Origin of the sequence: Staphylococcus nepalensis (assembly GCF_014635045.1) — a bacterium.
In the GTDB taxonomy this organism is placed as follows: domain Bacteria; phylum Bacillota; class Bacilli; order Staphylococcales; family Staphylococcaceae; genus Staphylococcus; species Staphylococcus nepalensis.
On sequence record NZ_BMCF01000010.1, the window covers coordinates 49,142 to 62,479 of the forward strand.

Annotated in this window: 11 protein-coding genes and 2 pseudogenes; 3 read left to right on the plus strand and 10 right to left on the minus strand. The window is 33.5% G+C overall.

Annotation, left to right across the window (positions count from 1 at the left end; all coding sequences use genetic code 11):
* Positions 1–34: 34 nt before the first annotated feature.
* The 9 genes and pseudogenes from IEU88_RS12420 to IEU88_RS12460 all read right to left on the minus strand — a co-directional run bounded on the left by IEU88_RS12420 (position 35) and on the right by IEU88_RS12460 (position 9,757).
* A pseudogene (locus tag IEU88_RS12420) lies at positions 35–785 on the minus strand (ABC transporter permease).
* 5 nt (positions 786–790) lie between these two features.
* Positions 791–1,594 carry an ABC transporter permease gene (locus tag IEU88_RS12425; protein ID WP_103372890.1) on the minus strand — a complete coding sequence of 268 codons (804 nt, stop codon included), beginning with the start codon at positions 1,592–1,594 and terminating at the stop codon, positions 791–793.
* Positions 1,581–2,680 (minus strand): annotated as a pseudogene (locus IEU88_RS12430) (ABC transporter ATP-binding protein). The gene IEU88_RS12425 and the pseudogene IEU88_RS12430 overlap by 14 nt, the downstream one beginning before the upstream one ends.
* 704 nt (positions 2,681–3,384) lie before the next feature.
* Positions 3,385–3,663 (minus strand): UPF0223 family protein, encoded by a 279-nt coding sequence (locus tag IEU88_RS12435; RefSeq protein ID WP_096810396.1) that lies wholly within the window; start codon positions 3,661–3,663, stop codon positions 3,385–3,387.
* Positions 3,664–3,914: 251 nt separating this feature from the next.
* Complete coding sequence (gene lpdA / locus IEU88_RS12440) at positions 3,915–5,321, minus strand: dihydrolipoyl dehydrogenase (protein ID WP_096810397.1); 1,407 nt, start codon at positions 5,319–5,321, stop codon at positions 3,915–3,917.
* 3 nt (positions 5,322–5,324) lie between these two features.
* Positions 5,325–6,620, minus strand: coding sequence for a dihydrolipoamide acetyltransferase family protein (locus IEU88_RS12445; RefSeq protein WP_103372891.1), 1,296 nt, complete (start codon positions 6,618–6,620; stop codon positions 5,325–5,327).
* 150 nt (positions 6,621–6,770) lie between these two features.
* Entirely contained in the window at positions 6,771–7,748 is a 978-nt protein-coding gene (locus IEU88_RS12450) for an alpha-ketoacid dehydrogenase subunit beta (RefSeq protein WP_096810399.1), read from the minus strand.
* Between the two features lie 3 nt (positions 7,749–7,751).
* A complete protein-coding gene (gene pdhA / locus IEU88_RS12455; protein ID WP_103372892.1) occupies positions 7,752–8,864 on the minus strand; it encodes a pyruvate dehydrogenase (acetyl-transferring) E1 component subunit alpha in 1,113 nt (370 codons plus the stop codon).
* Positions 8,865–9,130: 266 nt separating this feature from the next.
* On the minus strand, positions 9,131–9,757 hold the full coding sequence (locus IEU88_RS12460) for a YkyA family protein (RefSeq protein WP_096810401.1): 627 nt from the start codon (positions 9,755–9,757) through the stop codon (positions 9,131–9,133).
* Between the two features lie 123 nt (positions 9,758–9,880).
* Here IEU88_RS12460 and def point away from each other — a divergent pair, with 123 nt between their 5' ends.
* Complete coding sequence (gene def, locus IEU88_RS12465; RefSeq protein ID WP_096810402.1) at positions 9,881–10,432, plus strand: peptide deformylase; 552 nt, start codon at positions 9,881–9,883, stop codon at positions 10,430–10,432.
* A gap of 50 nt (positions 10,433–10,482) precedes the next feature.
* On the opposite strand, the gene IEU88_RS12470 is transcribed toward def, so the two are convergent.
* A complete protein-coding gene (locus IEU88_RS12470) occupies positions 10,483–10,755 on the minus strand; it encodes a hypothetical protein (protein WP_096810403.1) in 273 nt (90 codons plus the stop codon).
* Positions 10,756–11,242: 487 nt separating this feature from the next.
* On the opposite strand from IEU88_RS12470, the gene IEU88_RS12475 reads away from it, so the two are divergent.
* Positions 11,243–11,458, plus strand: a complete 216-nt coding sequence (locus IEU88_RS12475; RefSeq protein WP_096810404.1) for a DNA-dependent RNA polymerase subunit epsilon — start codon at positions 11,243–11,245, stop codon at positions 11,456–11,458.
* A complete protein-coding gene (gene rnjA, locus IEU88_RS12480) occupies positions 11,458–13,329 on the plus strand; it encodes a ribonuclease J1 (RefSeq protein WP_096810405.1) in 1,872 nt (623 codons plus the stop codon). Before IEU88_RS12475 ends, rnjA begins: the two co-directional genes overlap by 1 nt.
* The last annotated feature ends 9 nt before the right edge of the window (positions 13,330–13,338 follow it).

Here is a 13,338-nt window from a genome sequence, read left to right on the forward strand (position 1 = left end):
GCTTATTGCGTTTAAATAATTTTCTCATTATAAATTAGCCTAATATACCTGATATAATTGTTATAAAGAGCATCGTGGATATCGCATTGATTTCCATACTTATACCTTTCCGAGCCATAGCATAAACGTCTACTGACAATACGCTAAATCCATTTCCTGTAACAAAAAAATTACTGTAAAATCATCTATTGAATAAGTTAATGCCATGAAAAAACCGCCAATTATTGAAGGAAATAAATATGGTAACATCACTTTATTTAAAACTTGGAAATCACTTGCTCCAAGATCTCGTGCTGCATCTAATATATAAACATTCATTTCATGTAATTTAGGTAATACAATAATAACCACAATAGGAATACAAAAAGCAATATGAGATACTAACACCGTTATAAAGCCTAGCCCCAACCCTGTAAAATGACCTATTGCTGTAAACATAATTAAAAAAGAAGCGCCAATAACAACATCTGAAGATACCATTAATACATTATTTAAAGTTAACAATGATATTTTTAATTTTTTGTTACGTAAATGGTACAACGCAATAGCACCCATTGTTCCAATCATAGTGGCAACTGAAGCTGCTAATAATGCAACTGCTACCGTATTAAATATAACTGCCATGAGTCTTTCATTTTTAAATAGAGACTGGTAATGCGCTAATGTAAATTGATCAAAATGGATCATATCGCCTGCTGAATTAAATGAATAAATCATTAAAATAATATTGGAATATACAACACTGTGATTAACATACCGATATATAATTTGCCATACCATTTCATATGATTCATCCTTTTACAATTGTATTTTTTGTATTAGTTATAATTAAGACAAATGCCATAAAGAGAATCAGAAACAATGCTATCGTTGACCCCATGCCATAATTTTGAATAACTAAGAATTGTTCCTCAATAGCTGTACCCATATTAATCACTTTATTACCTGCAATTAATCTTGTAATCATAAATAGTGAAAGCGCAGGGATAAAAGTAACTTGGACACCCGTTAATACACCTCGTTTCGTCAAAGGAGCAATCACTTTTCTAAATATTATTAACCGACTAGCACCGAGATCACTTGAAGCTTGTAACAAGTTGTTAGGAATGTCTTTCATACTATTAAAGATAGGTAGAATCATAAATGGAATGTAAATATAACTGGCAACGATTAAAAAAGCAGGCACAGTAAATAATAGTTCCAATTTAGGCAAGTGCAAACCATATAATATTCGGTTGATAATACCATCATGACTGAACAAACCAATAAATGCATAGGTCTTCAGTAGTAAATTAATCCAAGTAGGTATAATTAGGATAAGCAACCAAAGACTTTGATATTTAGATATTCGAATGAAATAAGCTGCTGGATAACTAATGCATAAAGTCATTATTGTGATCGCCGTAGCATACATGATAGAATCCCAAATCATTCTAAAATATTTTGTGGTCATGATTTGTTTATAATTATCTAAATTGAAATGACCATGAATATCAATCATTGAAAAGTAGATAAGCAGAATCACAGGAATAACAACAAAAAGAAGCATCCACAATATATATGGTATAAATAAATAACCATTAATTTTGCGCATTGTTACCATCCTCATAACTTTCAATTCGTTTATCAAATGCTTCTTCAGTCTCACCAGGTACCATGATATGAATGGCTTCAGGTTCGAAGTATAAACTTACTTTACTGCCAACCTCAGCTTTTTTAGTAGAATGAATCAGCCATTCATAGCCTTTTTTATCAACACAATTCATCTCATAGTGGACGCCCCTAAATAACATAGAATCGACAGTGACTTCAAATAACCCATGATTAGGCGGTTCCAAAGATATGTCTTCTGGACGAATGATGACATCGACTTGTTGTTGTGTAGGGATGCCTTTATCAATACAATTGAATACTTGTCCGTAAATATCTACCACAAAATCTTCAACCATTGTTCCTTTTACGATATTAGATTCTCCAATAAAGTCAGCAACAAATCGATTCACTGGTTCATCGTAAATATCTATAGGCGATCCAAATTGTTGTATTTTTCCATCTTTCATTACAAAAATATAATCACTCAATGCTAATGCTTCTTCTTGATCATGTGTGACAAATATAAAAGTAATACCTAACCTTGATTGTATATCCCTTAATTCATATTGCATCTCAGTTCTTAACTTTAAATCTAATGCAGACAACGATTCATCTAGAAGTAAAATCTCAGGCTCATTCACTATAGCCCGGGCGATTGCAATACGTTGTTTTGTCCACCACTCATGCCGTCAACCATTCTATTTTCAAACCCAGTTAATTTCACTAATTTTAAAGCTTCTTGCACTTTAGCCTTAATTACTTGTTTGCTTAGCTTTTTAATTTTTAAACCAAATGCGATATTATCAAAAACATTTAAGTGTGAGAATAACGCGTAATCTTGAAAAACAGTATTTACTTTTCTCTTGTTAGCAGGAATGTGATTAATCGTTTTACCTTTGTATATGATTTCACCACTATCAACTTGTTCAAAGCCTACGATAAGTTTAAGTATTGTAGTTTTCCCGTAACCAGAAGGCCCTAATAATGTGTAAAAATGACTAGAGTCGATATTCAAATCTATATCATTTAAAACTTGGGATTCTCCATAGGATTTACTAACGGATTGGAATGTTAATAAGGGGGTCATACTTTATCCTCCTATAAATATAATACTGTTGTAATAGCTATCATTTTTACGTACCTTGACACCATATTTTTTAATTTATGTATTTAGTTTGACTTGATTTAAATTATAATAAGTCTCTTTCTTCAGCATATCGATTATCACGCCTATCCAATAAAAATAACGCTTTGCCTTAGAGACAAAAATTCAATGTATCAGAATCAGAGGTACCAAAATTTTATATAAAGTATTAGGTTTCAAAGTAACTAATAGCGCCTCTGTTTAAAACCATTTGGTTGTGCGGCTTCAATTTAATTGATCATCTCTTCTCAAGTTTTTCATAATGAATTTTATACCTCTTTTATGTCTCACTTTTTAAACACTAGGTTTTTAAAATTTTAGTATGTATTGTACTAAAACTTATAATATATTAAAAAATTTTTCCATATTGGTAGTGCACATTCACTTTCAATACTGAAAAACGTTTGATAAATTAAATTTTCTACGATTTTTTCTTGAACGCACTGTTTTACCCTTCTTAGACTTTTGAGTTTTCCCTTATATTCTTAATGACAAATCAATTAATTTATTCATATTTATTATCGTTTACAATCTATTTTGACACACACACTTTCAATTACTTCAAAAAAGGCTATACTTTATTTACTTTTATTAAACGTTTTTTAGCGCTTAATAAAAATATCAAAGTATAGCCTGTATGACAACACTTATTTTTCTTTTGAACTGAAATATTTTTGGTTAGGCGATGTTTGAACGGACTTTACTGCTTGATAACTATTATAACCACTTTGTTTTTCAAATGTTTTAAAAATTTGTTTTTCTTCAGCCTTGCTTGGGACAATATTTTTAAATTGCTGATAACGATTTAAAAGGTCTTCGCCTTCAACTTGCGATTCGTAATACTTCTCTATTGCATTAAAAAAAGCCACCACCTGCAACATTTCTTCATTAGACCAATCAAGGTCTAAGGGGTATGAATACTCCATATACTAACCCACCTTTATGTTACCTATTATATGCCGAATTTTTAAGATTTAATTTAAAAAAGGACGGAACAGAAACCAAATTTAAGAAATTGATTTCATATGCCCGCCCCTACAAAGATGCTATATTGCTTAAAAGTGCACATTAAATTATTTAAAATAAATCATCTACTATGATATGCCGATTTCTAAATAAGTTGAAATGGAAACAATTAATCACTAGCACTTTGTCTTTTATATAAAAATTGCTTTAATTACATAGTATGAACTGGTAATCCTAAAGCTTTCTCAGCAGCTTCCATAGACATTTCACCTAATGTTGGGTGCGCATGTACAGTTAATGCTAAGTCTTCTGCGTTCATACCAGCTTCAATTGCTAAACCTAACTCAGAGATAATATCAGAAGCGCCAGTACCAACTACTTGAGCACCTACTAATGTATTATCTTCTTTAAGTGTTATTAATTTAACAAAACCGGTTGTGTCATCTAATGATAATGCACGGCCGTTAGCTGCATAAGGGAATTTAGAAGCAGTAACTTCTAATCCTTCTTCTTTAGCTTGTGCTTCAGTATAACCTACTTGTGCAAGTTCTGGTTCAGTGAAACATACAGCTGGCATACCGATGTAATCAACTTCAGATGCTTCACCGGAAATAACTTCAGCAGCTACTTTCGCTTCATAACTAGCTTTATGTGCTAATGGTAATCCAGGAACGATATCACCAATTGCAAAGATATTTTCAGCAGAAGTACGGCTTTGTTTATCTACTTCTAATAATCCACGATCAGCAAATTTAAGACCAATTTCTTCTAAACCTAACTCATCAGTGTTTGGGCGACGACCAACAGTTACCAGTACATAGTCTGCATCGATTGTTTGTTCTTCGCCTTTAACTTCATATGTTACTTTAACGCCATCGTCAGTTTCTTCAGCAGATTTTGCCATCGCTTCAGTTACAATTTCAACGCCTTTTTCTTTCATACCTTTTTTAACAGGTTGCGTCATTTGTTTTTCAAAGCCACCTAGTATGTCTTTTGCACCTTCTAAAATCGTAACTTCTGAACCAAAGTTAGCAAAAGCAGTACCTAATTCAGAACCAATATAACCGCCACCAACGACAACTAATTTACCAGGAACTTCTTGTAAATTTAAAGCGCCAGTTGAATCGATTACGCGGTTACCGAATTTGAAGTTAGGGATTTCAATTGGTCTAGAACCAGTTGCAATAATCGCGTTTTTAAAGTTATAAGTTTGAGCACTTTTTTCGTCCATAACGCGTAAGCTGTTATTATCTACAAAATAAGCTTCACCTTTAACGATTTCTACTTTATTACCTTTTAATAGTCCTTCAACACCACCAGTTAATTTTTTAACAACTGATTGCTTGAATTCTTGAACTTTATCAAATTTAAGTGAAACACTTTCAGCAATAACACCTAAATCTTCAGAGTTTTGAGTTTCATTATAACGGTGAGATGCATGTAATAATGCTTTTGATGGGATACAACCAACGTTAAGACATACGCCACCTAATTCGCCTTTTTCAACGATTGTTACTTTTTGACCTAATTGAGCTGCGCGAATTGCTGCAACATATCCTCCAGGTCCGGCTCCGATTACAATAGTATCTGTTTCAATTGGGAAATCTCCAACTACCATGTTTTACCCCTCCATTAATAATAATTCTGGATTATTTAATAAACGTTTGATATGGTTCATAGCATTTTGTCCAGTCGCACCATCAATTTGTCTATGGTCAAAGCTTAATGATAATGATAATACTGGAGCAGCTATAATTTCTCCGTCTTTAACAATAGGTTTTTGGGCAATACGACCAATACCTAAGATAGCAACTTCTGGGTGATTTATAACAGGAGTGAACCATTGACCACCAGCTGAACCAATATTACTAATTGTACAAGTCGCATCTTTCATTTCATCTGAAGTCAATTTACCATCACGTGCTTTCACAGCTAATTCATTAATTTCATCTGAAATTTGGAACATAGATTTACGGTCAGCATGTTTAACAACAGGTACTAATAAGCCTCTGTCAGTATCAGCTGCAATACCGATATTCCAATAATGTTTTTGTACAATTTCGCCAGCTTCTTCATTGAATTCTGTGTTAAGTGCTGGGTATTTTTTAAGTGCAGAAACAAGTGCTTTCACTACATATGGTAAGAAAGTTAATTTAGTACCTTGCTCAGCCGCAACTTCTTTGAATTTTTTACGGTGATCCCATAATTCTTGAACATCGATTTCATCCATTAAAGTCACGTGAGGCGCAGTGTGTTTAGAATTAACCATTGCTTTAGCAATTGCTTTACGCATTGCAGGAATTTTTTCAGTTGTTTCTGGGAATTCTCCTTCAGTAGCAACTGGTGCTGATTGTGCAGAACTAGCTGTAGTTTCTTCAGTAGCTTCTGATGTACTTTCAGCTGAAGCTGTACTTGTCTCTCCATTTAAGTACGCATCAATGTCTTCTTTAGTTGTGCGACCATTTTTACCAGAAGCTACAACTGCTTTAATATTAATACCATTTTCACGTGCATATTTACGTACTGAAGGCATTGCTTTAACGCGTTTATTTTCATCTACATCTTCATCATTTGATGATTGAGCAGGTGCTTCAGTTTTTTCTTCTTTTTCAGATTCTGATTCTGCTTCGCTTGCAGATTCATCACTGTCGCTACCTTTAAATTCCATATCTTCTGCATCAGGCGCGTCGATTTTAACGATTGTGTCACCCACAACTGCTACAGTACCTTCATCTACTAGTACTTCTTCAATTGTTCCTGAAACAGGTGATGGGATTTCTACTACTGATTTGTCATTTTGTACTTCAGCTAAAACATCATCTTCTTCGATGTTATCTCCAGCTTTAACAAACCATTTTACAATTTCACCTTCGTGGATACCTTCACCAATATCGGGTAGTTTAAATTCAAATGCCACGTTATTATCCTCCTAAAAAGTTCATATTTAGTCACAAATGATAAAATGAGAGTTGAATTTATTATTCACTATCTCATGCTTTCTTTTAATAAAAACAAATGAAGTTGGGATAACATTGTGACAGATATCCCAAACTTTTTTATTTATAAATTAGAATTCTAATGTTGCTTTTGCTTTTTCAATGATATCATTTTTGTTTGGTAACCAAACGTTTTCAGCTTGAGTAAACGGATAAACCGTATCAGCAGCTGCTACACGCGCAATTGGTGCCTCTAATGAAAGAATAGCACGTTCAGCTAATTCTGAAGCAACTGTTGCACCAACACCAGCTTGACGTTGCGCTTCTTGAACAACAACTGCGCGACCAGTTTTCTCAACTGAAGCAACAAGCGTTTCTATATCAATAGGTTGCACCGTACGTAAATCGATAACTTCTACTGAATAGCCTTCTTTTTCTAATTCTTCTGCAGCTTTTAATGATTCTTGTACCATTGCACCATAAGCGATTAAAGTAAGATCATTACCTTCTTGTTTAACGTTAGCTTTGCCGATTTCAACTGTATATTCTTCCTCTGGGACTTCTTCACGGAATGAACGATATAATTTCATATGTTCTAAATATACAACTGGATCGTTACTTCTAATTGCAGAAATTAATAAACCTTTAGCGTCATAAGGGTTAGATGGAATAACTACATTTAAACCTGGTGATTGAGCTAAAATACCTTCTAAATTATCTGCGTGTAATTCTGGTGTATGCACGCCGCCACCAAATGGCGCACGAATTGTTACTGGTGCTTGTTTTGAGTTACCAGAACGGAAACGTGTACGTGCGATTTGACCTGCAACAGAGTCAAATGCTTCAAATACGAATCCTAAGAATTGGATTTCCATAACTGGACGATAGCCTTGTGTAGTTAAACCTAAAGCTAAACCACCGATTCCAGATTCTGCTAACGGTGTATCAAACACACGGTCTTCACCGAATTCTTTTTGTAATCCTTCAGTTACACGGAATACACCACCGTTAACGCCGACGTCTTCACCGAAAAGTAAGACATTTTCATCATTTTGTAATTCGGTTTTAAGCGCGTTATTAATCGCTTGAACCATTGTCATTTGTGCCATCGGTTACTTCGACTCCTTCTCTTTATAGATTTCATATTGTTCTGCTAAATGTTGAGGCATTGCTTCATACATATTTTCCATCAAGTCTGTTACTTTTTGTTTTTCTGTATTGTCCGCTTCTTTAATAGCAGTTTTAATTTCAGCTTTCGCACGATCGATTACTCCGTTTTCTTTCTCTTCAGTCCATAGACCTTTACCTTCAAGATATTTTCTGAAACGAACTAATGGATCTTTTTTCTCCCATTCAGAATCTTCATCTGAAGTTCTATATTTCGTTGGGTCGTCACCAGCCATTGTATGCGGGCCATAACGATAAGTGATTGTTTCAATTAGCGTTGGTCCCTCACCGTTCACAGCACGGTCACGCGCTTCTTTAGTTGCTTGATACACTGCTAATGCATCCATACCGTCCACTTGGAGTCCTGGAATACCAACTGAAATCGCTTTTTGTGCTAAAGTTTCAGCAGCTGTTTGTTTACTACGTGGTGTAGAAATCGCATAGTTATTGTTTTGGATTACAAAGATTGCAGGCGCTTTGTAAGCAGAAGCAAAGTTGATACCTTCATAGAAATCACCTTGTGACGAACCACCATCACCAGTGTATGTGATTGCTACAGCTTGCTTGCCGCGTTTTTTAAGTCCTAGTGCAACACCAGCCGTTTGTACATATTGAGCACCGATAATAATTTGTGGGCTTAATGCATTAACTCCTTCAGGCATTCTATTCCCTTTAAAGTGACCTCTAGAGAATAGGAACGCTTCAGTTAATGGTAAACCTTGCCAAATTAATTGTGGTACATCACGATAACCTGGTAAGATAAAGTCTTCTTGTTCTAAAGCATATTGAGAAGCTAATTGAGAAGCTTCTTGTCCAGCTGTAGGAGCATAGAAACCTAATCTACCTTGTCTATTTAGTGAAATAGAACGTTGGTCAAGGATACGTGTCCAAACCATTCTTTCCATTAATTCTACTAATTGCTCGTCTGATAAATCTGGTACTAGATCTTTATTAACGACATTACCGTCTTCATCCAAAATTTGGATCATTTCAAATTGAGATTCAGTATCTTTCAATACTTTCTCTGCATCGAATTGGGCTTTCAATTTCGGAGCCATTCAATTCACCATACCTTTCCCGTATAATAGAAATTCATTTTATCCTTTCATATTGTACCACAAAACTATTCCGCTGTTAAACAAATAAGAAAAGTTCTGTAGTACTATAAACCGGTACAGTTTTTAATCTGTACTACTAATTTTCGTCATGCTGTACTACCTGTATTTTTGAAATATGGGTTGTAATATCCCTTAAAAATGTAAGCGCCCTCATTTATTATGCTATAGTTAAATAAGCAAAATTTCAAATTTATAGCACTATAGATTTAATTTAAATTATCTACGTCCTGTTTTTCTTTATTTACTTTTTCCATTGCGTCTTTGTATTTATTAAATGATTTATCCATATCTTTATATGATTTGGATACTGCTTCCGTTTTTTGATTCATTTCTTCTTGATTTGCTTGGTCTCCAGCCCCATATTCAAATAAATCTTTTTCTTTGCTCATAATGTTTTTATATGACTTAGCATAATCGTCGTGTGCTTTATATTTATCCTTTAATGCATCATTTAATTCTTTCACTTCTTTTTTCTTATCTTTATCACTGATATTATCTAAATGCTTTTGTGCCTTTTTAAATTCTTTTTCTGAATTATCTAAAGCTTGTTCTTCTTTTTCAAATGCTTCTTGTCTATCTTTAACGTTACCTACAATTTTTTGAGAAGTTTCTTTCGCCTCTTGTTGATCTTTTCCATTTATTTCTTCAACTAATTTTTGTTTTTCTTGTTCAAGATCGTTAAGTTTTTTTCCTACAGAAGAAACTGGTTTTTCTTTATCAAAAGCTTGTTGTATTTTTTCGTTGTAATCTTTTATTTCGTCTTTATCAGTTGTACATCCAGCTACAAGTACTGTTGAAGCAAGTAATGCACCTATACCGAGTTTTAATTTCATTTTTGAGTAATCCTCCTTTTCCGTGTGTTATATTATATAATAAATTTTAATAAATCAAATTTATCACTGTATTTCAACTAGTAATCTTTGGTATATTTTATATTAAGGAAGGTGTATGAACAAATGTTAACAATGAAAGATATTATTCGCGATGGTCACCCTACACTTCGTGAAAAAGCTAAAGAAGTCGAAGTTCCTTTATCAAATGAAGATAAAGAAACCTTAAAATCTATGAGAGAATTTCTAATCAATAGTCAAGATGAAGAAACAGCTAATAAATATGGTTTACGTTCTGGCGTCGGGTTAGCAGCACCACAAATTAATGTATCTAAAAAAATGATTGCTGTGTATTTACCTGATGACGGAGAAGGTAAAAGTTATGACTTAATGTTAGTAAACCCTAAAATCATGAGCCACAGTATTCAAGAAGCATACTTACCAACTGGAGAAGGTTGCTTAAGTGTAGATGAAAACATCCCCGGGCTCGTTCATCGTAAATTTAGAATCACAGTTAAAGCTAAAGATATAGACGGCAATGATATCAAATTACGTTTAAAAGGCTATCCAGCTGTTGTCGTACAACACGAAATTGACCATATTAATGGTATCATGTTTTATGATCATATTGACCCCAATCATCCGCTGCAACCACATGAAGATGCAGTAGAAGTATAAAAAAGAACTGTTAGTAAATGTGTTAATCCACATGCTTACTAACAGTTTTTTTACATAAAGTCGTCTCTTCTCTCATGAAATGAAATATTTAATGCTGTTAATTCTTTTTTCAATGTATTCAGTTCTTGAATATCAATGAATTCAGGGTCATGGTTATGTTTTAGATAATTTTGGTCTTCATTTACTGTATCGATAATTTCATTATAATTAAAAAACATAATAACTTGTTCTGCACGCACTTCAAATGTAATATCTTGAAATACTTTGTCAGTTCGTTGTTTCTCATTCTTGATATCTTCTAAAATACGTTTTACTTTGTCCATAGCAATCACCTTCACCTAATATCTATGTTTCTTTCTATATTAAACACTTTGCAATTATGTATCACCCTTTCATCATAATTAATTTTCACCATTGACTCAAGCTTTATGATAGATAGCTTTTAAATTTAAATACATCTAATTAAAACGACTTTCTTGGACTTTGTATTAACTTAATTACTTTATGTAATATAATAAGTACCCTTAAAATAAAACTGCTTTATTTATTCGACTACATCATGTAAAATGAGAAATAACTGAAAACATACAAAATAGTGAAATTTGTATTTTTCTAATCGAACGAATTTAAAATGACCCTAGAAACATACTGGGCGTATGCTCGTATGTTCTCTTTATATATATGAACGTAGTTTCAATTCACTGTTTTGAGTGACTTTATTTTTATTTAATATTAAGAAACTCACAAAAAGTATACAATCCAGGGTTTATATAAATAATTTAAACAAAAACTTAGGAGGAAATAGATATAATGGCAGTATATAAAGTATTTTTTCAACATAACAAAGATGAAGTAGTTGTAAGAGAACACACACAAACGATTTATGTTGAAGCACAATCAGAAGAACAAGTAAGAAGATATTTGAAAGATCGTAATTACAATATCGAGTTTATCACTAAACTTGAGGGCGCACATTTAGAATACGAAAAACAATCAGATCACTTTAATGTGGAGCAAGCAGAATAATGAAACAAATTCACAAAAATGAAGTTGCGGTTTATGCTCTCGGTGGCTTGGGTGAAATAGGTAAAAACACTTACGCTGTAGAGTATCAGGATGAAATCGTAATCATTGATGCAGGTATTAAATTCCCTGATGATAACTTATTAGGTATTGATTATGTTATCCCTGATATTACTTATTTAGAACAAAACCAAGATAAAATTGTCGGACTGTTTATCACTCATGGCCACGAAGACCATATAGGTGGTGTGCCCTACCTATTAAAACAAATTAATGTACCTATATATGGTGGACCATTAGCTTTAGGCTTAATTAGAAATAAACTGGAAGAACATCATTTGTTAAGAACCACTGAACTTATTGAAATTGAAGAGAGCAGTGTTATTAAATCTAAACATTTTGAAGTTTCTTTCTATCTAACAACGCATAGTATCCCGGAATCGTATGGTGTGATTGTTAACACACCAGAAGGTAATATCGTTCATACTGGTGACTTCAAATTTGATTTTACTCCCGTTGGAGAGCCTGCTAATATGGCGAAAATGGCAAAACTTGGAGAAGAAGGTGTGCTTTGCTTACTTTCAGATTCCACAAATTCACTCGTTCCAGATTTCACATTAAGTGAACGTGAAGTTGGTCAGAACGTTGAAAAAATATTCCGTAATTGTAGTGGTAGAATCATATTTGCTACTTTTGCGTCAAATATTTATCGTGTTCAACAAGCCGTCGAAGCTGCAATTAAATACAATCGTAAAATTGTGACATTTGGGCGTTCAATGGAAAATAATATCAAAATTGGTATGGAGTTAGGCTATATCAAAGCGCCACCTGAAACATTTATCGAACCTAATAAAATTAATAGTGTACCTAAACACGAGCTACTCATTCTATGTACAGGTTCACAAGGTGAACCAATGGCTGCGTTATCAAGAATTGCTAATGGAACACATAAGCAAATTAAAATTATTCCTGAAGATACAGTGGTGTTTAGTTCTTCACCTATTCCAGGTAATACCAAAAGTATCAACCGCACGATAAACGCATTGTATCGTGCTGGTGCTGAAGTTATTCATAATAAGGTATCAAACATTCACACATCTGGTCACGGATCTAAAGGCGATCAACAACTTATGTTACGTTTATTACGTCCAAAATTCTTCCTTCCTATTCATGGTGAGTACCGTATGTTAAAAGCGCATGGTCAATCAGGTATAGAATGTGGCGTTGACCCAGACAATGTGTTTATCTTTGATATTGGAGATGTATTAGCTTTAACGCACAACTCTGCTAGGAAAGCTGGAAGAATCCCTTCTGGAAATGTCTTAGTGGATGGTAGTGGTATTGGAGATATCGGAAATGTGGTTATCCGCGATCGTAAATTATTGTCTGAAGAAGGTTTAGTCATCGTAGTTGTTAGCATAGACTTTAAGACAAATAAACTTTTATCTGGTCCGGATATTATCTCTCGTGGTTTTGTTTATATGCGCGAATCTGGACAATTAATTTATGATGCGCAACGAAAAATAAAAACAGATGTCATTACTAAATTAAACCAAAATCCAGAAATTCAGTGGCATCAAATTAAGTCATCTATTATAGAGACATTACAACCGTATTTATTTGAAAAAACGGCTCGTAAACCTATGATTCTACCCGTAATCATGAAGGTAAACGAAGGTAATTCACCCTCTTCAACTAAAAAAACACAAAATAAACCTAACAATAAAAAGGATAAATCAAAAAAGAACAACACGAAACCTCAAAATAAACATACAAATCCTAAACCGAACAACAAAGATAATAAAAAGCCAAATCAGAAATCAAAATCAAAAAAAGATGATAACAAAGCCAATCAATCAACTGAGTCAAATTAAAATAAAAGC

What these genes read in the sequence shown, in the direction of transcription:
- IEU88_RS12425 (WP_103372890.1), bottom strand. Translation starts at nt 1,594, where the DNA reads ATGCGCAAAATTAATGGTTATTTATTTATACCATATATATTGTGGATG.
- IEU88_RS12435 (WP_096810396.1), bottom strand. Translation starts at nt 3,663, where the DNA reads ATGGAGTATTCATACCCCTTAGACCTTGATTGGTCTAATGAAGAAATG.
- lpdA (WP_096810397.1), bottom strand. Translation starts at nt 5,321, where the DNA reads ATGGTAGTTGGAGATTTCCCAATTGAAACAGATACTATTGTAATCGGA.
- IEU88_RS12450 (WP_096810399.1), bottom strand. Translation starts at nt 7,748, where the DNA reads ATGGCACAAATGACAATGGTTCAAGCGATTAATAACGCGCTTAAAACC.
- pdhA (WP_103372892.1), bottom strand. Translation starts at nt 8,864, where the DNA reads ATGGCTCCGAAATTGAAAGCCCAATTCGATGCAGAGAAAGTATTGAAA.
- IEU88_RS12460 (WP_096810401.1), bottom strand. Translation starts at nt 9,757, where the DNA reads ATGAAATTAAAACTCGGTATAGGTGCATTACTTGCTTCAACAGTACTT.
- def (WP_096810402.1), top strand. Translation starts at nt 9,881, where the DNA reads ATGTTAACAATGAAAGATATTATTCGCGATGGTCACCCTACACTTCGT.
- IEU88_RS12470 (WP_096810403.1), bottom strand. Translation starts at nt 10,755, where the DNA reads ATGGACAAAGTAAAACGTATTTTAGAAGATATCAAGAATGAGAAACAA.
- IEU88_RS12475 (WP_096810404.1), top strand. Translation starts at nt 11,243, where the DNA reads ATGGCAGTATATAAAGTATTTTTTCAACATAACAAAGATGAAGTAGTT.
- rnjA (WP_096810405.1), top strand. Translation starts at nt 11,458, where the DNA reads ATGAAACAAATTCACAAAAATGAAGTTGCGGTTTATGCTCTCGGTGGC.